The sequence below is a fragment of the Pseudomonas sp. Sample_24 genome (genome assembly GCF_004307605.1).
Lineage (GTDB): Bacteria > Pseudomonadota > Gammaproteobacteria > Pseudomonadales > Pseudomonadaceae > Aquipseudomonas.
This window is the reverse complement of sequence record NZ_RCNW01000489.1, coordinates 1-23,828: the sequence shown is the minus strand read 5'-3', so window position 1 is coordinate 23,828 and position 23,828 is coordinate 1. Positions and strand designations below refer to the sequence as shown.

Below are 23,828 nucleotides of genomic sequence, written 5' to 3'. Positions count from 1 at the left end.
TCTTTCAACGCAGATTCTCGGCCAGGAAAAACTCATCGAGCGCTTGCTCATCGCCTTGCTTGCCGACGGCCACATGCTGGTAGAAGGCGCGCCTGGCCTGGCCAAGACCAAGGCCATCAAGGAATTGGCCGAAGGCATCGAGGCTCAGTTCCATCGCATCCAGTTCACGCCCGACCTGCTCCCTGCCGATATCACCGGAACGGAGATCTATCGCCCGGAAACCGGCAGCTTCGTGTTCCAGCAAGGCCCGATCTTCCACAATCTGGTGCTGGCGGACGAAATCAACCGTGCTCCGGCCAAGGTTCAGTCGGCGCTGCTTGAAGCCATGGCCGAGCGCCAGGTCAGTGTTGGACGCAGTACTTACGAGTTGTCGCCGCTGTTCCTGGTGATGGCCACGCAAAACCCCATCGAGCAGGAAGGCACCTATCCACTGCCTGAGGCGCAGCTCGACCGCTTCCTGATGCACGTGAAAATCGGCTTCCCGGATGCCGCCGTCGAACGCCGCATCCTGCAACAGGCCCGTGGCGAAGCGTTGAATGGTGAAACCAAACCCGAACGCCGGGTCAGCCAGCAGGCGATCTTCGCCGCACGCAAGGAAATCCTCGGCTTGTACATGGCCGACGCCGTGGAGGAATATCTGGTGCAACTGGTCATGGCCACCCGCACCCCGGCCAAATTCGACCCGGAGATGGCCGAATGGATCGCCTATGGCGCCAGCCCTCGCGGCTCGATTGCCCTCGACCGCTGCGCCCGCGCCCACGCCTGGCTTGCCGGGCGCGACTTCGTCAGCCCGGAAGACATTCAGGCGGTACTGTTCGATGTGCTGCGTCACCGCATCATTCTCTCCTTTGAAGCCGAAGCCGCTGGCATCGATCAGGACCGAGTGGTCCAGCGGATTCTCGACGTCGTAGCTGTCGCTTGAGTCCGATGAACGCCCTCCTGCCGTCTCAACCGGGCATCCGCGTCACGCTGGCCGAGCTGATCGAGATGCGCCATCGCGTGCGTGAAGTGCAGCTGTTTTCCACGCCGAGCCAACGCAGCCCGCTGATTGGCCTGCACCACTCGAAGCTGCGCGGGCGTGGGGTGGATTTCGATCAGGTGCGGGTCTATCAGGCCGGCGACGACGTGCGCACCATCGACTGGCGCGTCACCGCCCGAACGCAAGAACCACACACCAAACTGTTCCATGAAGAACGCGAGCGGCCGATTTTCATCATGGTCGAGCAAAGCCGCCGACTGTTTTTCGGCTCGGGCCTGATGTTCAAATCGGTGCTCGCCGCCCAGGCCGCAGCGCTGATCGGCTGGGCCGCACTGGGCCACAATGACCGGGTCGGCGGTCTGGTGTTCGGCGACAACGAGCACTACGAAATCAAGCCCCGCCGCAGCAAACAAAGCCTGTTGCAATTGCTCAACCGCCTGGTACGGGTCAATCAGTCGCTGCACACCGAAAGCGAGCCGGATCGCGACGCGTTCGGCATTGCCCTGCGCCGCGCCCGCGAGGTATTGCGCCCCGGCAGCCTGGCGATCGTGATTTGCGATGAGCGCGCCTTGTCGGAAAGCGCCGAACAACAGCTGAGCCTGTTGTCGCGCCATTGTGATCTGCTGCTGCTGCCTCTTTCCGACCCGCTGGATCATGCCCTGCCTGCAGCCGGGCTGCTGCGCTTTGCTGAACGCGGCGCGCAACTGGAGCTCGACACGCTCAACTTCGATCTGCGTCAGACCTACCGTGCCCAGGCTGAAAGCCGCATCGCCCGCTGGGAATTGCTCGCGCAAAAGCTGCGGGTATTGCTGATGCCCTTGAGCACCCAAAGCGAAATGGTCGAACAGCTGCGCGAATACTTGAACCCGCAGAAACCAGGAAAAGGCCGATGAACGGTCTCGATCAACTGCAACCACTGATCTCTCCGCCCCAGATCGGATTCTGGCCTCCTGCGCCGGGCTGGTGGTTCTTGCTGTTGCTGTTGCCGATCATTGGTTTCGGCGTGTGGAAGCTGCGCCGATTCATTCCCAACAAACGCCCCGTCGTGCGTGCCGAACAACCGCTGGACCCGGTACGCGTCGCCGCGCTGGCCGAACTGGCGCTGATGCCCAAGCCTTACGACGGTGCTCCGGCCGGCGCCTGGTTGCAGCAACTCAACGGCTTGCTCAAGCGTCTTTGCCGTAACCACTACCCTTACAGCCAGAGCCATACCCTCAACGGCCGCAAATGGCTGGCATTCCTCGACAACCGCTGCCCGGCTGCCGGCCTGACCCGCTGGATGGTGCTGGTCGAAGGCGCCTACAAGCCCGAATGCAAGCTCGACGACAAGGCCATCGCCGGCCTGACCCAGGCGGTTGAAACCTGGATTCGCAAACATGTTTGAGTTCGCCTGGCCGTGGATTTTTGCCCTGCTGCCCTTGCCGTGGCTGATGCGCATCGTGTTGCCGGTGGCCGACAGTGGCGAACCGGCGCTCAAAGTCAGCTTCCTCAACGACCTCGAAGGCCTGGCTGGGCGTCGCGCCCGGGCCAATCTGCCAGCCTGGCGCCAACAGGCTCCGTTCCTGCTGTTGTGGCTGATGTTGTTGACCGCCGCCGCGCGCCCGCAATGGCTCGGCGACCCGCTGCCGATTGCCGCCAGTGGCCGGGATCTGTTGGTGGCGGTCGACGTCTCCGGTTCCATGGACTACCCCGACATGCAATGGCAGGACGAGGACGTCAGCCGCCTGGCGCTGGTCCAGCATTTGCTCGGCGACTTCCTGGAAAGCCGCGAGGGCGATCGGGTCGGCCTGATCCTGTTCGGCAGCCAGGCTTACCTTCAGGCCCCGCTGACCTTTGATCGGCACACGGTGCGTGTCTGGCTCGACGAGGCGCGCATCGGCATTGCCGGCAAGAACACCGCCATTGGCGACGCCATTGGCCTGGCCCTCAAACGCCTGCGCCAACGGCCGGCCCAAAGCCGGGTACTGATTCTGGTCACTGACGGCGCCAACAACGGTGGCGAGATCGATCCGCTGACGGCGGCGCGACTGGCGGCCAAGGAAGGGGTGAAAATCTATCCGATCGGCATCGGCGCAGACCCGGAACAAAGCGGCACCTTGGGTTTTCTCGGCATCAACCCAAGCCTGGATCTTGATGAACCCTCCCTGATGTCCATCGCCGAAGCTACCGGCGGCCAGTATTTCCGCGCACGTGATGGCAAGGAGTTGCAGGCCATCAAGGCTACCCTCGATCAACTGGAGCCCGTGACCCAGCAACCGACCCAGGCTCGTCCGGCCCAGGCGTTGTATCACTGGCCGTTGGCGATTGCGCTGTTACTGAGCATTTTATTGGTGGCACGCGAACTCTGGCCGGACAACCCTCTTCAACGGCTGTTTACCAAGGATCTGTTTTTGCAAACGCAACTGCCTGACTGGCGCCAGCGTCTTAAACGCCTGCGCCTGCGGAGACGCCGATGAGCGCGCTCTGGCCGTATTGGTTCCGCCCAGGGTGGTTGCTGCTGTTGCCATTGCTAGGCTGGCTGCTCTGGCAGCTCTGGCACCGGCAGAAGCGCGCCGGCCGCTGGCAGATGATCCTGCCGCCGGCCTTTCACGCGGCGCTGCTCAGTGGTGGCAATGGCCGCGACAGTAAATTACCTTGGGTCGCGCTGGGTGTGGCGTGGCTACTGACGGTTTTCGCGCTGCTCGGCCCGAGCTGGTCGCGAGTAGAACAACTCAGCCAGAAACCTGCCGATCCGCTGGTGGTCATCCTTGAATTGACCCCGGAAATGCTCGCCACCGACGTCCAGCCCAACCGCCTGGAACAAGCCCGGCGCAAGCTGTTTGACCTGCTGCAATACCGTAGCGATGCGCAGACCGCCATTGTTGTCTATGCCGGCAGCGCCCACACGCTGGTGCCGTTGTCGGACGACCTGTCGACCAGCCGCAACTTGCTGGATGCACTCAAGCCGTCGCTGATGCCGGAACCCGGCCACCGCGCTGATCTGGCGGTAGCCAAGGCCCTCGCCTTGCTGGAGCAAGCAGCGCTGGGAGACGGTCGGATCCTGATGATCGGCTCATCCCTCACGGAAACCGAACGCGAAGGCATCCGCCGCGCCCTGAGTGGCAAATCAACACAATGGCTGATGATTGGCGTCGGCACCGCCGAAGGCGCGCCGATCACTCAGGAGGACGGCAGTTTTCTCAAGGACGAACAGGGCGCCATTCTGGTGCCGCATCTGGATGACCCCGGACTGAAAGCCTTTGCCAAAGATCTGGACGGGCGCTATCGCCATGCACGCCTGGGCGACGCGGATCTGCGTGCCCTCGGTTTGCTCGATGGCCCACGCAACTTGCGTAACGATGGCCAGACCTTGCGCCTGGATACTTGGGCCGATCAGGGTTATTGGCTGTTGTTGCCGCTATTGCTTCTGGCGGCTTGCGCCGGACGCCGTGGCTGGTTGTTGTGCCTGCCGTTGTTGCTGGCACTGCCGCAGCCCAGCCAAGCCTTTGAATTCCAGGACCTGTGGTTGCGCCCCGACCAACAGGGCTTGCACTTGCTCAAGCAAAACCGCCCGGCGCAAGCCGCGCAACACTTTGCCGATCACCAATGGCAAGGCGTGGCCCTCTATGAGGCCGGTGATTACACTGGGGCCGCCCAGCGTTTCGCCGAAGGCAACGACGCCCACGCCCACTACAATCGTGGCAACGCCCTGGCTAAAAGTGGTGAACTGGAGGCGGCACTGGATGCCTACGAACAGGCCCTTGAGCGGCAACCGGATTTGCGTCCGGCGTTGACCAACAAGGCACTGGTGGAAAGTCTGCTCAAGCAAAAGGTATCCCCGGCTGCAGCCGAACCGGACAACACCGCCAACGCAACGCCCCAGGTCAATGAGCAGGAAACACCGCCCGGCACCCAGGCTCAACCGTTGAGCAATGGCGAACCGAAAGCCACCGATCATCAGGCCAGCGATACCGAGCAACCGTCGACCCTGCCTCCGCGTCCCGGCGCCAACGAAGTCCCGGGCAGCGAGCTGGGTGACGAACAGCACACTACACCGCCCATGCGCCCGGCCAGCGACAGCATCGAAGGCGAGCAGCAACAGGCACTGGAGCAATGGCTGCGGCAGATTCCGGATGACCCGGCAGAATTGCTCAGGCGCAAATTCTGGTACGAACAGCAACAACATCAGGATCAGGGAAAAACTCGATGACCCGCTTCACCGCTTTCATGATCGCCTTGCTGGTCTGCACTTCGCAGGTCCAGGCAGCCGAGCTGGTCGCCAGTGTCGATCGCGCGCGCCTGAACTCTGGCGAGACGGTCGAGCTGACCCTGGAATCCAACGACGTCACCCAATTCGGCAAACCTGACCTGACGCCGCTGGAGCCGCTGTTCGAAGTCCGAGGCACACGCCAGGTCAACCAATTGAACACGCTCAGTGGCGACAATCGCGCGACCACCCGCTGGATTGTCACGCTGTTGCCATTGCAGAACGGCAGCGTGGAAATTCCGCCATTGACGCTCGGTGACGCGCAGAGCCAACCGATTACCGTGCAAGTGGTCGCGAGCGAAAGCCAGAACAATCCGAGCAAACAGGCCGCGGTTTTCATCGACGCCAGCCTCGATCAAACCAGCGTCTACGTGCAAGCCCAGGCGATCCTGACCTTGCGCATCTACCATTCGGTGCCGCTGTACGACGACAGCAGCTTGCCCCCGCTGCAGATTCCCGATACGCGCATCGAACAGCTCGGCGAATCGCGCACCTACGAAAAAGACATCAACGGTGTGCGCCACGGCGTTATTGAAATGCGCTACGCGATCTATCCGCAGCACAGCGGCGAACTGATCATTCCGGGGCAGATTTTCAACGCTGCCCTGGTGGACGCGCAGCCCGCCAAGGACGCCTCGGCCCAAACGCCGAAGTCGGGAAAACTCATGCGTGTCAGCTCCGGCGAACTCCTGCTGACAGTCAAGGCCAAACCCATCACCTACCCTGCCGACCTGCCGTGGCTGCCGGCGCGCAGCCTGAGCCTGAGCGAGAGCTGGAGCCCGGAGCCGGAACATGTCCAGGTCGGCGACTCGCTGACGCGCAGCCTTAAAGTCACCGCCGAAGGGCTGTCCAGCTCGCAACTGCCGCCGCTGCCGGGTACCGAAGTCAGCGGCTTGCGCCGTTATCCGGATCAGCCGGTGCTGGGCAACCAGAACAGTGAACGCGGCCTGGTTGGCAGTCGCGAAGACCGTGAAGCGCTGGTTCCGTCCCGAAGCGGTTCGATCGAATTGCCGTCGGTTGAAGTGGTCTGGTGGAACACCTTTGAAGATCATCTGGAACACAGCAGCCTGCCCGCCCGAACCCTGCAAGTAGCGGCCAATCCAAGCCTGATGGTCGATACACCGGCCGGCACTGCCCCGACCAATGCCACCGCCGACAGCGAAACGCTGTGGCGCTGGCAACTCAGCACGCTGATTCTGGCCTGTACCACCCTGCTCGGCTTCGGCCTGTGGTGGCGGGCGCGCTGGCAACCGGCAATCCTGCGCGCCGCGCAAACCGGCCCGAGCCCGCGCACCGTGCTCGACGACCTCAAGCGTGCCTGCCAGGCCAACGACCCCCACGCCACCCGCCAGGCCCTCGACGCCTGGGCCAGGCAACAACCGGAAACCCTGGCCGACATGGCCGCCCGCTTCGTCCCGTTGTCCGACGCGCTCGACGGTCTGAACGGCGCGCTCTACAGCGAGACCGGCCAGCATTGGCAAGGTGAAGAACTGTGGCGGGTGATTCGCACCATTCCGATAGCCGAACGGGTCCAGGACCCGGTGGCTGACAGCGGCTTGCCGCCGCTTTATCCCAAATAATCAAAAAGCCGTGGTCACACCTCACATGGCCACGGCTTCTGTATGGAATTTGTCATGCGCTTGTTTCACACCTCCGACTGGCACCTCGGGCAGAACCTGCACGGCCAGGATCGCGATTTCGAGCACGGTTGTTTTCTCGACTGGCTGCTGCGCCAGCTCAAACTGCAGCAACCGGATGTGCTGCTGATCGCCGGCGATATCTTCGATACGGTCAACCCACCGGTCAAAGCCCAGGAACGTCTTTACGACTTCATCGTCAGCGCCCACGAGCAGCAACCGTTGCTGACCATCGTGATGATTGCCGGCAACCACGATTCCGGTTCACGGATCGAATTGCCCGCGCCGTTGATGCGCCGTTTGCGCACTCATGCGTTGGGCCGCGTGTTGTGGCTGGACGACGGGCAACTCGACGCCGAACGTTTGCTGTTACCGCTGCCGAACGCAAAAGGTAAAACCGTCGCCTGGTGCCTGGCGCTGCCGTTCTTGCGGCCTGCCGAAGTCACCGGCCCGCACTTGGGCGACAATTATCTGCGCGGCATCGGACAGGTTCATGAATGGCTGATCGAGGCAGCCAACGCCAAACGCAAGAAGGGCCAGGCGCTGATCGCCATCAGCCATGCGCACATGGCCGGTGGTTCGGTCTCGGAAGACTCCGAGCGCAGCGTGATCATCGGCAATGCCGAAGCCCTGCCCGCCAGCCTGTTCGGGCCGAGTATCAGCTACGTTGCCTTGGGCCACCTGCACAAACCGCAGAAGGTCAACGGTGAAGAACGTATTCGCTACAGCGGCTCGCCAATCCCGCTGTCGTTCTCCGAGATCGGCTATCAACACCAGATTCTCGACATCACGCTCGATGGCGAAACCCTGGTCAGCGTTGAACCGAGACTGATCCCCCGTGCGGTCAATCTGCAACGCATTGGCCCGGCGCCTCTGGCAGAAATCCTCCTGCAACTGGCCGATCTGCCCAATATCGATCTGCTGGCCGACTACCAACGCCAACCCTGGCTTGAAGTGCGGGTTCGTCTGGACGAGCCGCAGCCAGACCTGCGCAACCAAATCGAAACCGCGCTGCAAGGCAAGGCCGTGCGTCTGGTGCGAATCGCCGCCGAATACGCGGGTAACGGCAACCGCGAAGGCGCCGACGAGGGCGACGCCTTGATCGAGCTCGACCACCTCACACCTCAGGAACTGTTCCGCCGTGCCTGGCAGGACAGCTACGGCAGCGAGGTTGACGAACAAACGCTCAAAGACTTTGCCGAGCTATTGCAAGACGTACAGTTGGAGAGCGAACAACCATGAAGATCCTCGCGATCCGCCTGAAAAACCTTGCCTCCCTGGCCGGCCCGTTTGAAATCGATTTCACCGCCGAACCGTTGGCCAGCGCCGGTTTGTTCGCGATTACCGGACCGACCGGCGCCGGTAAAAGCACCTTGCTTGACGCCCTGTGCCTGGCCCTGTTCGGTGCCGTACCGCGCCTGAACAACACCGGACGCGACGCCAAGGTGCCCGATGCCGATGGCGAAATCGGCACCGGTGACCCGCGCACCTTGCTGCGCCGTGGTACTGGCGAAGGCTATGCCGAAGTGGATTTCGTCGGGGTCGATGGTCGTCGCTACCGCGCACGCTGGGAGGCCAACCGCGCCCGGGAAAAGGCCGGTGGCAAGTTGCAAGCCAGCCGCCAGAGCCTGCGCGATATCGATCAGGATCAACTGCTGGCCAGCCAGAAAGGCGAATACAAAAGCCAGCTCGAAGCCGCCCTGGGCCTGAATTTCGAACAGTTCACCCGCGCCGTGCTGCTGGCGCAGAGCGAGTTCAGTGCCTTTCTCAAGGCCGATGACAACGACCGCAGCGAACTGCTGGAAAAGCTCACCGACACCGCGCTCTACACCCGCCTCGGTCGCCGCGCCTTCGACAAGACCAAGGAAGCCCGCGAAGCCCACAAGCTGTTGCAGGATCAGGCCAGCGGTGTCACGCCGCTGTCTCCTGAAGACCGGGCCGAACTGGATTCGCGCTTCAATGCCGCCCAGCAACAATTGAAGCTGCAACAGGCACAGCTCAAACAACTGGAACAACAGCATGGCTGGCTCAAGGATTTGCGTCAGTTGCAAGATGCGCAGCAAGCCGCCGCCGAGCAACTGCACAGTGCGCAGCAAACGTGGGAAGCTCTGGCCGGCGAGCGCCTGAAACTCACGCGCCTTGAACAACTTGCCCCGCAACGTCACCAGTTCGCCCGCAAGACTGGGCTCGATGCGCAACTGACGCCGCTGGCCGAACAAATTGCCGAGCACACTCGCCAGCACGGCGAACTCAACCAGCGGCAGACGCAACTGGAGCAGGCGCTCGAGTCGGCAACAATTGCCCTGAGCCAAGCGCAGCAGCGACACAGCGAAAGCGCCCCGCTGTTGCGTCAGGCCTTTGAAGAGCAAAGCACCCTCGCCCGCCTCGCCAGGGACACCGCCCTCAGCGCCGAAACCCGACAAGCTGCCGAGCAGGCCTGCACCGAAGGCCAGAGCGCGATTCAGGCGTTGCAGGAAAAACAGGTTCAGGTCGCCGAGCGCCTGCAAAAGATTGCCGCCGAGCTGGAACAAAGCGCCTCTCTGGCGCCGCTGAGCGATGCGTGGAATGCCTATCGCGACCGCTTGCAACAACTGATGTTGATCGGCAATCGCCTGAACAAGGGCCAGGGCGAACTGGCCAGCCTCGAACGGAGCGCCGCGCACAGCGCCCAAGCGCTGGCCGAGCAAAAGCAACAGTTGGAAGTGTTGTTCAAAGAGGCCGGCGCCGAGCCCGAAGCCGTCGCCGAGCAAATCGGTATCCTCGGCAATCTGCTGCAGGACAATCGTAAACAGCTGCGTGCCGTCGAAGACCTGACGCGGCTCTGGGCCAGTCAGCAAGCGCTGGAAAAACACGGCGCCGAGCTGCATCAGCGCCTGCTCGATGCGCAACTGGAGCGCGAGCGGTTGACTGAGGACGGGGTGAAGACCAAAGCCGAACTCAGCGTCGCCGAGCAAACCCTCAACGTCACCCGTGAACTGCTCGAGCGCCAGCGTCTGGCTCGCAGCGCCAGTGTCGAAGAGCTACGCACGCAGTTGCAGGACGACCAGCCGTGCCCGGTCTGTGGCAGCAACGAGCATCCGTATCATCAGCCGCAGGCCCTGCTGCAAAGCCTCGGTCGTCATGATGAATCCGAACAGGCCAGCGCGCAGCAAGCGGTGGATCGGCTCAAGGAAAAACTCACCGAGTTGCGCGCCGACGTCGGTGGCGTGATCGCCCGACAGAAAGAGCTATTGCAACAACAGGAGCAATTGACCGCCCAGCTTCAGGCACTGACGCCGAGCCTTGAAGCGCATCCGCTGGCAACCACGTTGCTCAATCAGGACGCCGACAAGCGCGACGCCTGGCTGGTCCGGCAAAACGAGCAATTGAACCAGAGCATCACCCAGGACGAGCAACGCCAGAGCGCCCTGCTCACCCTGCAACAGGACGCGGCGCGTCTGACCCAGCAACTGCGCAACGCCGAAACCGCGCATCAGCAAGCGGCGCAGCACCTGAGCGATCAACAACGGGAACTGAGCAGCGACCGTCAGCGACTCGATGAGGAACTCAGCGCGTTCGCCAGCCTGCTACCGGCAGACACCTTGGAAGCCCTGCGCGTCGAGCCCGCGGCGACCTTCCTGCAGCTGGATCGGCAAATTGCCGAGCGCCTGGCGCAAGCCGATCAGCACAAAGAAGAGTTGACCGAACAGCAGCAACGCCAGCAAATGCTGGAGAAGGAACAGGATCGCCAGCTCAGCCGCGCGCAACAGTTGCAAAGCGCCGAACAGCAATTCAACGCACTGGCCGCCCAGCAACAGGCCAGCGAGGCGAAACTCGCGCAACTGCTGGGTGAACACGGCAGCGCCGAGCACTGGCAGCAGCAGCTCGAACAGGCTGTGGAACAGGCGCGCAACGCCGAAAACTCAACGGCCCAGGCACTGCAGAACGTGCGCACACAATGTGTGCAGATCGTTACGCAGTTGAAAGCACAACAGGAGCGTCAGCAGATCCTGGAAAACGAAGACCGAGAGCTGACGGGCAAAATCGCCGAGTGGCGCGCGCGTCATCCTGAGTTGGACGACGGCGATCTCGAAGACCTGCTGCGTGTCGATGACACTCAGGTCAGCGAACTGCGTCAGCGCTTGCAGCACAACGAAAAAGCCGTTGAGCAGGCCAAGGTACTGCTGCAGGAACGTGACCAGCGTCTGGCCGACCATCAAGCGCTGCACAACGGCAATCTCGATGCCGAACAACTCGCCGGCGCCCTCGCCGACCTGCAAGGTCAATTCAACCTCAGCGAGCAACAATGCGCCGAACTGCGCGCCGAGCAAGCCGAAGATCAGCGACGGCAGAATGCCAATCAGGCGCTGACCGAGCAAATTGCCAAGGCCTACGCCGAGTTCCAGCGCTGGGCGCGCCTGAATGCTCTGATCGGTTCCGCCACTGGCGACACGTTCCGGAAGATCGCCCAGGCCTACAACCTCGACCTGTTGGTGCACCACGCCAACGTGCAACTGCGGCAACTGGTGCGCCGTTATCGCCTCAAGCGTGGCGGCAGCATGCTCGGCCTGTTGGTGATGGACACCGAGATGGGTGACGAACTGCGCTCGGTGCATTCGCTGTCGGGCGGCGAGACTTTCCTGGTGTCGCTGGCCCTGGCGCTTGGGCTCGCCTCAATGGCTTCAAGTACCTTGAAAATCGAATCGCTGTTCATCGACGAAGGCTTCGGCAGTCTGGACCCCGAGTCGCTGCAACTGGCCATGGACGCGCTCGACGGCTTGCAGGCGCAAGGTCGCAAGGTTGCGGTGATTTCCCATGTGCAGGAAATGCATGAGCGCATTCCGGTGCAGATTCAGGTGCGCCGCCAAGGCAACGGTCTCAGCACGCTGGAGGTGAAATGAGTACGCTGTATTCGTTCCGACGTTGCCCATACGCCATGCGAGCGCGCATGGCCTTGCGCTACGCCGGCGTTGCCGTGGACATCGTCGAAGTCAGCCTGAAGGCCAAGCCGCCAGAGATGCTCGCGCTATCGAGCAAAGGCACGGTGCCGGTGCTCAGCGTCGACGGCCAAGTGATCGAGGAAAGCCTGGACATCATGCGTTGGGCGTTGGCACAAAACGATCCGCAGGACTGGCTGCTCAAGGATGATCCGCAAAGGCAGTTGCGAATCGCAGAGCTGATCGCGGAAAACGATCAGTCGTTCAAAATTCATCTCAATCGCTACAAGTACGCCGAACGCTACCCCGAGCAACCGATGGAAACCTATCGCGCCGAGGGCTCGCAGTTTTTGCACAAGCTGGATCAACTGCTGGAACGTCGCGACTACTTGTTGGCGCAACACCCCTGCCTGGCCGATGTGGCGCTGATGCCGTTCATACGGCAATTCGCCCATGTCGATCGCGACTGGTTCGCGCAGACGCCGTATCGGCATTTACAGGCGTGGCTGCAACGGTTTCTGGAGTCAGACCTGTTCACTTCAATCATGAAGAAGTAACCGATACCTGTAGAAGCAAGGCTTGCCCGCGATGGGGCCGTCAAGGACGCAAAAAAACATCGCGGGCAAGACTTGCTCCTACAAGGACGGTGGTGTTTCAAGGAATCAGGCCAATACTTCGCACATTCCGATCACCGAGCAATCGACCTCGAACGGCCCGAAAAAACTGCTCTCAGGTTCGATTGGCGGATTACCGGCCAGCAGGCCCATGCCCTTGGCGATGTCGATGTTGCGCGCAATGTTGTGGTTAGCTTCGATGGCCCGCGCTACACCACCTATCGAACCTTGCCCGATCCCCAGCAAGGAAAATCCATTGGTGATGAAAGCCAGGAAGGCGATGACCAAGAGTTTGCATCTGTTCATGCTCCGCCGACTCCTGCGAGGTCAGCTTGATCGACCATCGCCTGTTGGGCGCGGTGTTCAAACTGGATACCAGGATGGGCGACCTGAATCGGCGCTTCGTAGGTTTGTTGTGACTGCGGCGAAAGACTGACAACCAGCACCATGACCAGGTAAAGACCGATAGCCACATAGGCGCCGCGTTTGGCGGAAGTGATGATTGCGTGGGCCATGATGAACTCCGTGGACATGTTTCAGAGTCCACAGATTCAATCAAAACAGCCCCAAGAACCAACGAGTCTCGTCTATACCAGATATCAACTTCGTTGATCATTAAGCCAGACTATCTCAGTCTTCAATCAAACTGATCATGCGCTCGCGGGCCGCGTCAGGCTCGCCGGAAATCGGCTCTGCCGCTGACAGAATCGGGGTCGAATAGAGAAACAGCAAAACCACGGCCAGACGCATCGCCATATTGTCGATCCTTTTCTTGGGAAGGAGTCAATAAATTCGCGCCAAATTTAAACCGCTGGCCAGATGATATCAAGCGATACCTTGATGGCAATTTGATGCTGTCGTAAATGCGTTATGCAGGAGCGACATCACTTCAGCGCTTTTCGAGTGGTTGACCCTCGATCGGCAAGTGACTTCGCTCCTGCATAAAGGCAGCAGAAAGGAAATTTCAGTGCTGGGTTTTGTGATCCAGCGCGGCGTAGAAGTTAGCGCTTTGTTGCAAGTATTTCTGGGTGTAGCTCTGGGTGTGGGATTTTTTGTCGCTGATTTCAACGTTGGCGCTGGCTGGCAGAGCCACGGTGGCAGAGATGGCGGACGCGGCGATTACGGAGAAGAGATTGAAGTTCATGCTGTATTCCTCGAAGTCAGTTGGCTTGCATGCCCGGTGGGGCCGTGAAGCAAACTTAACCCTCGAAGAACGAGGCCTTGAAATGCTTTGTAGCATTACCACATATCAGCCTCATTGATAGAAAGACGCAGGCCCCGCAAACCGGGGCCTGCGGCCTATTGTCGCAGCAAAAACCTGAGGTCGCTCGGGGCGTCCATCGGCAGTTTTTGTACGGTCTTGCCCAGCAAACCGGTGTTGGCGTCGCGTTCGAGGACGACAATCTGGTTACTTTTCTGGTTGGCGATCAGCACGAACTTGCCGCTTGGATCGAGGCTGAATTCACGCGGATGATCGCCCTCCACCGCTCGGCGTTGCAGCTCCTTGAGATGGCCGGTCGCCGGGTCGATGGCGAACACCAGCAACTGATTGGCGGTGCCACGGTTACTGACGTAGAGGAATTTGCCGTCGGCCGAGCTGTGCAGCGCAGCAGCGGCTTTGTCGGTAACCGGCTGACCGGCTGCCAGCTCAACGAGCTGCGTTTGTTCAAGCTTGCCATCGCGGTAGTCGAACACGGCGACCTGGGCGCTCATTTCCATGGTCAACCAAGCGTGGTTGCCATCGGCGCTGAACAGCAGATGCCGCGGACCGCTACCGGGCGGTAACTGGACGAAAGCTGGCGTGGCCGGGGTCAACGGCAGTTGCGGATTGGCCTTTGGGTCGAAACGGTAGACAAAAACCTTGTCCGCACCCAGGTCATTGGAGAACACGAACTTGCCATCGGGCGATGGAACCGTCGAATGCACGTGCGCTGACATCTGCCGCTCGGCATTGACCCGACTGGCCGGGTGACTGCTCATCTGCACCACGGGCTTGAGCGCGCCATCAGCGCCGATCGGCAACACCGCCAGGGTCCCGCCCGGGTCTTCGGCCACCGAATAATTGCTGACGAACAAATGGCTGGCATCGTTGCTCAGGCTCGAATGCGTCGGCTCATTGCCCAGGCTCTGTACCTGATTGATCAGGCTCAGTGCCTGGCTTTTCGGGTCAATCGAGTAGCTGCTGACACGCCCAACCGGATCTTTCTGGCCCGGGCCGTTTTCGTTGACCACAAACAGGTGCCGCTGATCCTTGGAAAGGGTCAGCCACGACGGGTTTTCGCTTTGAATGACTTGCAAGGGCCTGGCGGCGATCTGCCCGGTTGCGCTGTCAAAATTGAGCCGGTAAATGCCTTGGCTCTGCCCACCGGTGTACGAACCCACGAGCAATTGATAATCATCGGCCCACGTTGCCTGAACGCCCATCGCGCCCATGCTGCCGGCGATTAACAGTGACCACAGCTTATTCATCCGCAGGTTCATCGTCGTCGTTGTCGCCACTGACGACATCGCCGAGGCACACCAGTCGGTGTTCGCCGTTGTTATCGCTGATCAGCCAGCTTTGCAGTGTGGCGTCGAACGTCGCGGCCTGGATCTGCGCCGGGGTGAACTCCCAGTGCAACGCATTGCGGCCATCCATGCATTCGATGTGCAGATTGTCGTCCTCATCGAGGGCGAATTCGAAGGCATGCAGCCCATCGATTTCCACCATCCCGCAGTGTTCGAGGGCGTTGAGCAAGGTGTCGGTTGCAGCTGTCATGGCAGTCGATCTTTGAATGGGAAAAACGCAATGATAGCTCATGCACTTGATGATTGTTCCACACAAACCTGTGGGAGCGGGCTTGCCCGCGATGACGGTATGTCAGCCAACAATTGCGTTGGCTGATACACCGTCATCGCGAGCAAGCTCGCTCCCACAGGGAACCCGGTCGTTAGATGGCCTCGCGCGATGGCTTGCCATCCACCAGCCGCTGAATGCGCAACGGATTGGCATTTTTCAGGGCATCCGGCAGCAGGTTGTCCGGGTAGTTCTGGAAACATACCGGGCGCAGGAAACGATCGATCGCCAGGGTGCCCACCGACGTGCCGCGGGCATCCGAGGTCGCCGGATACGGCCCGCCATGGACCATCGAATCACACACTTCGACCCCGGTCGGATAGCCATTGAGCAGGATTCGACCGACCTTCAGTTCCAGCAACGCCGTCAGTTCGCTGAACTGCTGGAAGTCCGCCTGTTCGCCGATGATGGTCGCTGTCAGTTGACCGTGCAGGCCGTTCAACGCAGCGCTCAGCTGCGCTTGATCCGCCACTTCGACAACGACGGTGGTCGGCCCGAACACTTCCTCCTGCAGTACTTCATCGCCGTTGATCAACAAACTGACATCAGCCTTGAACAACTGGGGTTGCGCCCGGCGTCCCTGCTGCGGTTGACCCGCCAGTTGCTCGATGCCCGGATGATCGAGGAGCTTTTGCAGGCCTTTGCCGTAGCTGGCCAGCGTCCCGGCATTGAGCATGGTTTGCGCCGGTTGATCCGCCATCACATCGGCCAGCAGTTTTTGAAACGCGCTGAACTGAGGCGAGCGAATACCGATCACCAACCCCGGATTGGTGCAGAACTGGCCGCAACCTTGCACTACCGAGGCCGCCAGCTCACGGGCAATGGTCTCGGTACGCACCTGCAACGCCTCGGGCAGGAGGATCACCGGGTTGATGCTCGACATTTCGGCGAACACCGGAATCGGTTGAGGGCGCGCCGCGGCCATATCGCACAATGCCCGACCGCCCTTGAGCGACCCGGTAAAGCCCACCGCCTGAATCGCCGGGTGCTTGACCAGCGCTTCGCCGACCCCACCGCCATAAATCATGTTGAACACACCGGCCGGCATCGAGGTTTTTTCCGCCGCCCGGATGATCGCGTCAGCGACGTGCTCGGCCGTTGCCATGTGGCCACTGTGGGCCTTGAACACCACCGGGCAACCGGCAGCCAATGCCGACGCGGTGTCGCCACCGGCAGTCGAGAACGCCAAGGGAAAATTACTGGCGCCGAATACCGCCACCGGGCCGAGACCGATACGGTACTGGCGCAGCTCGGGACGCGGCAGCGGTTGACGGTCCGGCAGTGCCTTGTCGATACGCGCACCGTAGAAATCGCCGCGACGCAGCACGTTGGCGAACAGACGCATCTGGCCACTGGTGCGGCCCCGTTCGCCGATGATCCGCGCTGCCGGCAGTGCCGTTTCGCGGCAAACCAGAGAGACGAAATCATCACCCAGCGCATCCAGCTCAGAGGCAATCGCGTCCAGGAACTGCGCGCGCCGCTCTGCGCTCAAGCTGCGGTAAGCCGGGAACGCGGCAGCGGCAGCCTTGGCGACGGTATCGACTTCCTCCGGCGTGGCCTGGATGAAATCATGGGGCAATGCCTCGCCGGTTTCGGCGTCGACGCTCTGCAGCTTGACGCTACCCAACGCGCTGCGCTGGCCGCCGATGTAGTTGTGACCAAGAATCAGGGACATTCAATATTCCTCAAAGTGTGCCAACGGTGCCGGGCTCGAACGCTGCTGCAACCGGTGCGATGCCATTGATCAGCGGCGCGCCAAATTCAGCCTGGCTGATCTCGAACACATCCCCCGGTTGCGTGCGCACGCCATCGGCAAACGACAGCGTTGCAGTCCCGAAGAAATGAATGTGCACATCCCCCGGGCGCAGGAATTGGCTGTATTTGAAATGGTGGAACTCAAGGTTCGCCAGGCTGTGGCACATGTTGGCTTCGCCGCTGAGGAACTCGTTCTGCCACAGCACTTCGCCGTCGCGCAGAATTCGGCTGGTGCCGGCCAGATGCTGGGGCAATTCACCGACCCGCAACTCCGGACCATAACTGCAACTGCGCAGTTTCGAGTGGGCCAGATAAAGGTAATTCTTGCGCTCCATGACGTGATCGGAGAATTCGTTGCCCACGGCGAAACCGAGGCGATACGGTTTGCCGTCATGGCCGATTACATACAGGCCGCTGAGTTCCGGTTCCTCACCGGCGTCTTCGGCAAACGGCGGCAACGGGAATGGCTGGCCGGGACGCACAACGATGCTGCCGTCGCCCTTGTAGAACCATTCCGGTTGTACACCCGCCTGACCTGCGGCGGGTTTACCGCCCTCCACGCCCCACTTGAAAATGCGCATGGTGTCGGTCATCGCCGCTTCGTCACCGGCCTGCTGGTGCATCTTGTCCCGGGCCGAGGCGCTGCCCAAGTGGGTCAGGCCGGTGCCGCTGACCAGCATGTGCGCAGGGTCCGGGTGATCCAGCGGTGGCAGGATGCGCAGTTGTGTCAGCAGTTGCGCGTAATCGTGGCTGATCCCCAGGCCCAAGGCTTGTACTTGTTGCTCAAGGCCAACGCCTGCCTCGATAGCCGCCAGGGCCAGGTCGCGAACGGTGCGGGCGTCTTGCACTTCGCACACCAGGCCATCCTCGACCACACCTACGCGGCGTTCGCCGTTACTTAATTCGAATTGAACCAAACGCATGAAATTTCTCCTGTTATTCCAAACACTTCAGTTCCCTGTGGGAGCGGGCTTACCCGCGATGACGGCTGCACATTCAACATTGATGTGCCAGATCAATTGCTATCGCGGGCAAGCCCGCTCCCACAGGGATGGTGGTGATTTCCGGTTTTGTGTCAGGTACGGGTCGCGCCACGTGCACTGGCCGCAAACTCATCCGTCGGCAGCACATGCTTGCGCTCCAGCAACCGATAAACCACGCCAGTCAAGATCAGCCCGAACACCATCACGCACGACAGGAAATACAGGCCGGAAGCCAGGTTGCCGGTGTATTCCTTGAGCGCACCAATGACGAACGGGCCGATGTAGCCGCCGAGGTTGCCCACCGAGTTGATCAGCGCAATCCCCGCCGCCGCACTGGCACCGGCGAAGAACCGGCCCGGCAAGGTCCAGAACACCGCCGTACAGGAGAACAGCGCGAACGCCACCAGGCACAGTGCTGCCAGTTGCAGCACTGGCACCGACAGCCAGGCACTGAGGAACAGGCCGATGGCGCCCAGTACATAGAGCACCGCCAGATGGCCGTAGCGATCATTCAATCGGTCGGAACTGCGTGGAATGATCAACAGGCCGATGATCCCGAAAATGTACGGCACCGATGACACGAACCCGGTCACCAGATCGCTGCCGCCGAACTGCTTGATCAACGTCGGCAACCACAAACCGAGGCCATAAATGCTCAAGGTCACCGGCAGGTAGAACAGCGCCAACAGCAACACGCGCTTGTCCTTGAGGGCGTGCAAAGGATTGCCGTGACGGGTCTGGCCGTACGCTTCGAGGTCTTTTTTCAGTTCGCCGGTGAGCCAGTCCTTTTCCGCCTGGTCCATCCACTTCACTTGCTGAGGGCCGTCAGGCAACCAGCGCAACACGGGCCAGGTCAGCAGGATCGCCGGGGCGCCGATAACGATGAACAGCCACTGCCAGCCGTGCAGCCCAAGCACACCGTCCATGCCCAACAAGCCGCCGGACACGGGACCTGTGATCATCATGGCAATGGGTTGGGACAGGATGAACAGCCCGAGGATCTTGCCGCGATGGCGGACCGGGAACCACTGGGTGATGTAGTACAGAACGCCAGGGAAGAAACCCGCTTCGGCGGCACCGAGCAAAAACCGCATGACGTAGAAGCTGTTCGGCCCTTGTACGAACGCCATGCCAATGGTGATTGCACCCCAGGTGACCATGATCCGCGCAAACCAGCGCCGCGCGCCGAAGCGGTCGAGCATCAGGTTGCTGGGGATTTCCAGCAGGAAGTAACCAATGAAGAACAGCCCTGCACCGAGACCGTAGGCCGCGTCGCCCAGGCCGATGTCGGCGCCCATGTGCAATTTGGCGAAGCCCACTGCGGAGCGATCCACATAGGCGATCAGGTACAGCAGGATCAGGAAGGGAATCAGTTTCAGCGTGATGCGACGAATAAGCCGCAATTCCTGGCTCATGAGATCGGTCTCCGATTGTTGTTTTTATAGAACCTCGGGGGACGCCTCTCGCGACAAATCGCCAGGACCATCCCTCCGCTGAAAATGACTATATAGTATTACTATTTACTCAACAACTCTTCCAAAGCGGCGAATTTGAGCTTATGTTACGCCTCAGCTCGAACAATATAGTCATACAATAAGAGAATCGATCATGTCTGATAAGAAACCCACCCTGCGCTCCGCCCAATGGTTTGGCACCGCCGACAAGAACGGCTTCATGTACCGCAGCTGGATGAAGAATCAGGGCATCGCCGACCACCAGTTCCACGGCAAGCCGATCATCGGCATCTGCAATACCTGGTCGGAACTGACCCCATGCAACGCGCATTTCCGCCAGATCGCGGAACACGTCAAACGCGGGGTGATCGAGGCCGGGGGCTTCCCGGTGGAATTCCCGGTGTTCTCCAACGGCGAATCCAACCTGCGCCCGACCGCCATGCTCACCCGCAACCTGGCGAGCATGGACGTTGAAGAAGCGATTCGCGGCAACCCGATTGACGGTGTGGTGCTGTTGACCGGTTGCGACAAGACTACCCCTGCATTACTGATGGGCGCCGCCAGTTGCGACGTGCCGGCCATCGTCGTCACCGGCGGGCCGATGCTCAACGGCAAACACAAGGGCAAGGACATCGGCTCGGGCACCGTGGTCTGGCAGCTCAGCGAACAGGTCAAGGCTGGCACCATCACCATCGATGACTTCCTTGCAGCCGAGGGCGGCATGTCCCGCTCGGCCGGCACCTGCAACACCATGGGCACCGCCTCAACCATGGCCTGCATGGCGGAAGCCCTCGGTACTTCCCTGCCCCACAACGCCGCGATTCCGGCCGTGGATGCACGCCGTTATGTGCTGGCGCACATGTCCGGCATGCGCGCGGTGGAGATGGTCCGCGAAGACCTGAAACTGTCGAAGATCCTGACCAAGGAAGCCTTCGAAAACGCTATTCGTGTGAACGCGGCCATTGGTGGCTCGACCAACGCGGTGATCCATTTGAAAGCCATCGCCGGGCGCATCGGCGTGGAACTGGATCTGGACGACTGGACCCGCATCGGTCGCGGCATGCCGACCATCGTCGACCTGCAACCATCCGGGCGCTTCCTGATGGAAGAGTTCTACTACGCCGGCGGTCTGCCTGCGGTACTGCGTCGTCTCGGCGAGGCCAACCTGATCCCCAACCCGAATGCTTTGACCGTGAACGGCAAGTCCATTGGCGAGAACACCAAGGATGCGCCGATCTATGGCGAAGACGAAGTGATTCGCACCCTCGACAACCCGATCCGTGCCGACGGCGGTATCTGCGTGCTGCGCGGCAACCTGGCGCCACTGGGCGCGGTACTCAAGCCGTCCGCCGCGACGCCTGAATTGATGCAGCATCGTGGACGCGCCGTGGTGTTCGAGAATTTCGACATGTACAAAGCGCGGATCAACGACCCGGAGCTGGACGTGGATGCCAACTCGATTCTGGTCATGAAGAATTGCGGGCCGAAGGGTTATCCGGGCATGGCTGAAGTCGGCAACATGGGCTTGCCGGCCAAGTTGCTGGCTCAGGGCGTGACCGATATGGTGCGCATTTCCGATGCACGCATGAGTGGCACCGCGTATGGCACCGTGGTCCTGCACGTTGCCCCTGAAGCCGCTGCGGGCGGTCCGTTGGCGACGGTAAAAGAAGGCGACTGGATCGAGCTCGACTGCGCCAGCGGCCGGCTGCACCTGGACATCCCGGATGCGGAACTGGCCGCACGCATGGCCGACCTGCAACCACCGCAGCAATTGCTGGTAGGCGGTTACCGTCAGCTGTACATCGACCATGTGTTGCAGGCTGATCAAGGCTGCGACTTCGACTTCCTGGTCGGCTGCCGCGGAGCCGAAGTACCGCGTCATTCTCACTGACCCCTCTCCACCGATCGTTCCCACGCTCCGCGTGGGAATGACTCAACGGACGCTCCGCGTTCGGCTGTTGACTTGGGACGCAGAGCGTCCCTGGCTGCATTCCCACGCGGAGCGTGGGAACGATCAATCCGCCTCAAGAGTGTGTCGTGCCTGCTATCATGCGCAGCACCTCCACGCACAGGACCGCGCCACTCCCCATGGATTACCGCAAACCCTCCGACCGCAAAAGCATGCACTCGCGTATCGTCCAGGAATTGGGCATGCAGATCGTCTCCGGACGCTTCCTGCCAGACGACAAACTGCCCGCCGAGGCGTTGCTGTGTGAAGAATATGCGGTCAGTCGGCCAGTCCTGCGTGAAGCCACACGGGTGCTGGTTGCCAAGGGTCTGGTGTACTCCCGCCCGCGGGTGGGCACCGTGGTCAAACCACGTCGGGAATGGCACATGCTCGACCCGGACGTGTTGCATTGGCTGATGCAAAGCAGCCCGCAAAATGAATTCTTCAATCTGTTGACCAGTGTACGCAGCATCATCGAACCGGCGGCCGCCGCCCTCGCCGCGCAGTTCGCCACCGACGACGACATCGCCGCGATCGGCGAAGCCTACCAACGCATGGAAACCGCGCCGACGCCTGAAGCCTTGCTGCAACCGGACCTGGATTTCCACAGTCGCATTGCCGACGCTACCCACAACGACTTGCTGGCCAACCTGTGCAACATGCTGTCGGTGGCCATCGCCGAGGCCTTGAAGCATTCCAACCAACGCCCGAACCTGCATGAACTGGCGTTGCCACGGCACAAGGCGATTCTCACCGCCATCGAAAACCGCGACGCCCTGGGTGCGCGGCATGCGACGCTGGTGCAGCTGGATGATGCGCGCAGTGCGTTGAATGTCGTGCTGGGTAGCGATCCCGCCTGACCACCACTATCCCTGTGGGAGCTGGCTTGCCAGCTCCCACAGGAAGTGTGTCGATCTTGAGATGCAAAAAAGCCGCAACCAGGGTTGCGGCTTTTTCATTGCAGCGTGAATCAGTGGGCGAACAACGAATTGCCCTTCTGCCCTGCCAGTTTCTCCGGCTTGATCAGGAATCGCGCCAGTGCCGGCAACAGCCACAGCGCACCGAACATGTTCCACAGCAACATGAAGGTCAGCATCAGACCCATGTCGGCCTGGAACTTGATAGCCGAGAAGATCCAGGTGCACACGCCGATGGCCAGGCACAGGCCGGTGAACAATACGGCTTTACCGGTGGATTTCAGAGTCTGGTAATAGGCTTCCTGCAACGGCAGACCGGCACGCAGGAAACTTTCCAGACGGCTGTAGATGTAGATGCCGTAGTCCACACCAATCCCCACCCCGAGCGCCACCACTGGCAGGGTCGCCACTTTCACGCCGATGCCCATGAATGCCATCAGGGCGTTGCCGAGCACCGAGGTCAGCACCAGCGGCAGCACGATGCACAAGGTCGCCGCCCAGGAACGGAAGGTGATCATGCACATGACCGCTACGCAGATGTACACCAGGATCAGGATGGTCAACTCGGACTTCTTGATCACTTCGTTGGTGGCAGCCTCGATCCCGGCGTTACCGGCAGCCAGGATGAACTCCAGGTTCTCGGTGTTGTGTTCCTTGGCGAAGTCCTGCACGGCATGGACCGCGCGATCCAGGGTTTCAGCCTTGTGATCGTTGAGGAACACCAGCACCGGTGCCAGCGAGCAACTGTTGTTGTACAGGCCATCGGCCCGGGCAATCGAGTTGTTCAGCACGTCCGGGTTGCGCGACAGGGTTTCCCACTTCAGGTTGCCTTCGTTCATGCCCTTGATCATTTGCTTGGACACGGTCACCAGGGAAATCGCCGACTGCACGCCCTCGGTGTTCTGCATCTTCCACATCAGCTCGTCGATCGGCGCCATGGCTTCGTAGCGTGAGCAGCCTTCGGACTTGGTCTTGACCATCACCACCAACACGTCAGAGCTGGTGGAATAGTTGTTGATGATGAAGTTGTTGTCCTTGTTGTAGCGCGAGTCCGGGCGCAGCTCCGGCGCACCCTGGTCGAGGTCACCGATTTTCAGGTTCTGGCTGTACCAGAGGCCGCCGCCGAACGCGATCAGTGCCAGCGCGATGGATACTGGCGCGACTTTCGGGCTGGCGAAGTTCGACAGCAAGCGCCAGAACGGATGTTCGCGAGTCGCATCTTTCTTGCTGCGCGCAACTGCGCGCTTGCTGATGCCGACATAGGAAATCGCTACCGGCAACAGGATCAGGTTGGTGAACACGATCACCGCCACACCGATGGAAGCACCGATGGCCAGCTCGCGAATCACGCCGATATCAATGATCAGCAGCGTGATGAAGCCCACGGCATCGGCGAGGATCGCGATCATCCCGGGCAGGAACAGCTGGCGGAAAGTCCGGCGCGCTGCGGTCAGGGCGTTGTCCGCCTCACTGGATTGCAGGGCGATGCCGTTGATTTTCTGCACGCCGTGGGAAATACCGATGGCGAAGATCAGGAACGGCA

The 23,828-nt window shown here is 61.0% G+C and carries 21 protein-coding genes; 11 read left to right on the top strand and 10 right to left on the bottom strand.

The features are described 5' to 3' along the window. The 9 genes from D8V06_RS28510 to D8V06_RS28470 form a co-directional block, all read left to right on the top strand. The coding region (locus D8V06_RS28510; RefSeq protein ID WP_130932285.1) for a MoxR family ATPase at window positions 1-922 on the top strand (922 nt) is incomplete at its 5' end. Between the two features lie 5 nt (window positions 923-927). After that, the gene (locus D8V06_RS28505) at window positions 928-1,872 is read left to right on the top strand and encodes a DUF58 domain-containing protein (protein ID WP_056855522.1); all 945 of its coding nucleotides are present in this window, start codon (window positions 928-930) and stop codon (window positions 1,870-1,872) included. After that, complete coding sequence (locus tag D8V06_RS28500) at window positions 1,869-2,363, top strand: DUF4381 domain-containing protein (RefSeq protein ID WP_056855523.1); 495 nt, start codon at window positions 1,869-1,871, stop codon at window positions 2,361-2,363. Before D8V06_RS28505 ends, D8V06_RS28500 begins: the two co-directional genes overlap by 4 nt. Further along, window positions 2,356-3,435 (top strand): VWA domain-containing protein, encoded by a 1,080-nt coding sequence (locus tag D8V06_RS28495; protein ID WP_130932284.1) that lies wholly within the window; start codon window positions 2,356-2,358, stop codon window positions 3,433-3,435. The genes D8V06_RS28500 and D8V06_RS28495 overlap by 8 nt, the downstream gene beginning before the upstream one ends. After that, the gene (locus D8V06_RS28490) at window positions 3,432-5,168 is read left to right on the top strand and encodes a VWA domain-containing protein (protein ID WP_056855525.1); all 1,737 of its coding nucleotides are present in this window, start codon (window positions 3,432-3,434) and stop codon (window positions 5,166-5,168) included. The genes D8V06_RS28495 and D8V06_RS28490 overlap by 4 nt, the downstream gene beginning before the upstream one ends. Beyond that, complete coding sequence (locus D8V06_RS28485; RefSeq protein WP_130932283.1) at window positions 5,165-6,805, top strand: BatD family protein; 1,641 nt, start codon at window positions 5,165-5,167, stop codon at window positions 6,803-6,805. Before D8V06_RS28490 ends, D8V06_RS28485 begins: the two co-directional genes overlap by 4 nt. A gap of 54 nt (window positions 6,806-6,859) precedes the next feature. Further along, on the top strand, window positions 6,860-8,104 hold the full coding sequence (locus tag D8V06_RS28480; RefSeq protein ID WP_130932282.1) for an exonuclease SbcCD subunit D C-terminal domain-containing protein: 1,245 nt from the start codon (window positions 6,860-6,862) through the stop codon (window positions 8,102-8,104). Beyond that, a complete protein-coding gene (locus D8V06_RS28475; protein WP_130932281.1) occupies window positions 8,101-11,742 on the top strand; it encodes an AAA family ATPase in 3,642 nt (1,213 codons plus the stop codon). Before D8V06_RS28480 ends, D8V06_RS28475 begins: the two co-directional genes overlap by 4 nt. Then, a complete protein-coding gene (locus tag D8V06_RS28470) occupies window positions 11,739-12,335 on the top strand; it encodes a glutathione S-transferase (RefSeq protein ID WP_130932280.1) in 597 nt (198 codons plus the stop codon). The genes D8V06_RS28475 and D8V06_RS28470 overlap by 4 nt, the downstream gene beginning before the upstream one ends. Before the next feature lie 105 nt (window positions 12,336-12,440). Here the strand turns inward: D8V06_RS28470 and D8V06_RS28465 are convergent, their stop codons facing one another. From D8V06_RS28465 to D8V06_RS28430, 9 genes are all read right to left on the bottom strand, one after another. Beyond that, window positions 12,441-12,698: a hypothetical protein gene (locus D8V06_RS28465; RefSeq protein ID WP_130932279.1), complete on the bottom strand. Its 258-nt coding sequence runs from the start codon at window positions 12,696-12,698 to the stop codon at window positions 12,441-12,443. Further along, window positions 12,695-12,907, bottom strand: a complete 213-nt coding sequence (locus D8V06_RS28460) for a hypothetical protein (protein WP_056855531.1) — start codon at window positions 12,905-12,907, stop codon at window positions 12,695-12,697. Before D8V06_RS28460 ends, D8V06_RS28465 begins: the two co-directional genes overlap by 4 nt. A gap of 115 nt (window positions 12,908-13,022) precedes the next feature. Continuing rightward, window positions 13,023-13,148, bottom strand: a complete 126-nt coding sequence (locus tag D8V06_RS31065; protein ID WP_277751319.1) for a hypothetical protein — start codon at window positions 13,146-13,148, stop codon at window positions 13,023-13,025. Window positions 13,149-13,356: 208 nt separating this feature from the next. After that, entirely contained in the window at window positions 13,357-13,536 is a 180-nt protein-coding gene (locus D8V06_RS28455; protein ID WP_019650041.1) for a hypothetical protein, read from the bottom strand. 155 nt (window positions 13,537-13,691) lie between these two features. Next, on the bottom strand, window positions 13,692-14,861 hold the full coding sequence (locus tag D8V06_RS28450; protein WP_130932278.1) for a lactonase family protein: 1,170 nt from the start codon (window positions 14,859-14,861) through the stop codon (window positions 13,692-13,694). Next, on the bottom strand, window positions 14,854-15,192 hold the full coding sequence (locus D8V06_RS28445) for a DUF5629 family protein (protein WP_056855533.1): 339 nt from the start codon (window positions 15,190-15,192) through the stop codon (window positions 14,854-14,856). The genes D8V06_RS28450 and D8V06_RS28445 overlap by 8 nt, the downstream gene beginning before the upstream one ends. Before the next feature lie 130 nt (window positions 15,193-15,322). Then, entirely contained in the window at window positions 15,323-16,903 is a 1,581-nt protein-coding gene (locus D8V06_RS28440; protein WP_130932277.1) for an aldehyde dehydrogenase (NADP(+)), read from the bottom strand. A 10-nt stretch (window positions 16,904-16,913) separates the two neighbouring features. Beyond that, window positions 16,914-17,906, bottom strand: coding sequence for an AraD1 family protein (araD1, locus tag D8V06_RS28435; RefSeq protein WP_130906785.1), 993 nt, complete (start codon window positions 17,904-17,906; stop codon window positions 16,914-16,916). A gap of 152 nt (window positions 17,907-18,058) precedes the next feature. Continuing rightward, the gene (locus D8V06_RS28430) at window positions 18,059-19,381 is read right to left on the bottom strand and encodes an MFS transporter (RefSeq protein WP_130905668.1); all 1,323 of its coding nucleotides are present in this window, start codon (window positions 19,379-19,381) and stop codon (window positions 18,059-18,061) included. 193 nt (window positions 19,382-19,574) lie between these two features. Between D8V06_RS28430 and D8V06_RS28425 the strand changes: the two genes are divergently transcribed. Then, window positions 19,575-21,311 carry an IlvD/Edd family dehydratase gene (locus tag D8V06_RS28425; protein ID WP_075945160.1) on the top strand — a complete coding sequence of 579 codons (1,737 nt, stop codon included), beginning with the start codon at window positions 19,575-19,577 and terminating at the stop codon, window positions 21,309-21,311. A gap of 197 nt (window positions 21,312-21,508) precedes the next feature. Further along, window positions 21,509-22,228 carry a FadR/GntR family transcriptional regulator gene (locus tag D8V06_RS28420; protein ID WP_177434504.1) on the top strand — a complete coding sequence of 240 codons (720 nt, stop codon included), beginning with the start codon at window positions 21,509-21,511 and terminating at the stop codon, window positions 22,226-22,228. A 110-nt stretch (window positions 22,229-22,338) separates the two neighbouring features. Here the strand turns inward: D8V06_RS28420 and D8V06_RS28415 are convergent. Then, a partial coding sequence (locus tag D8V06_RS28415) for an MMPL family transporter (protein ID WP_130932275.1) occupies window positions 22,339-23,828 on the bottom strand: 1,490 nt, incomplete at its 5' end.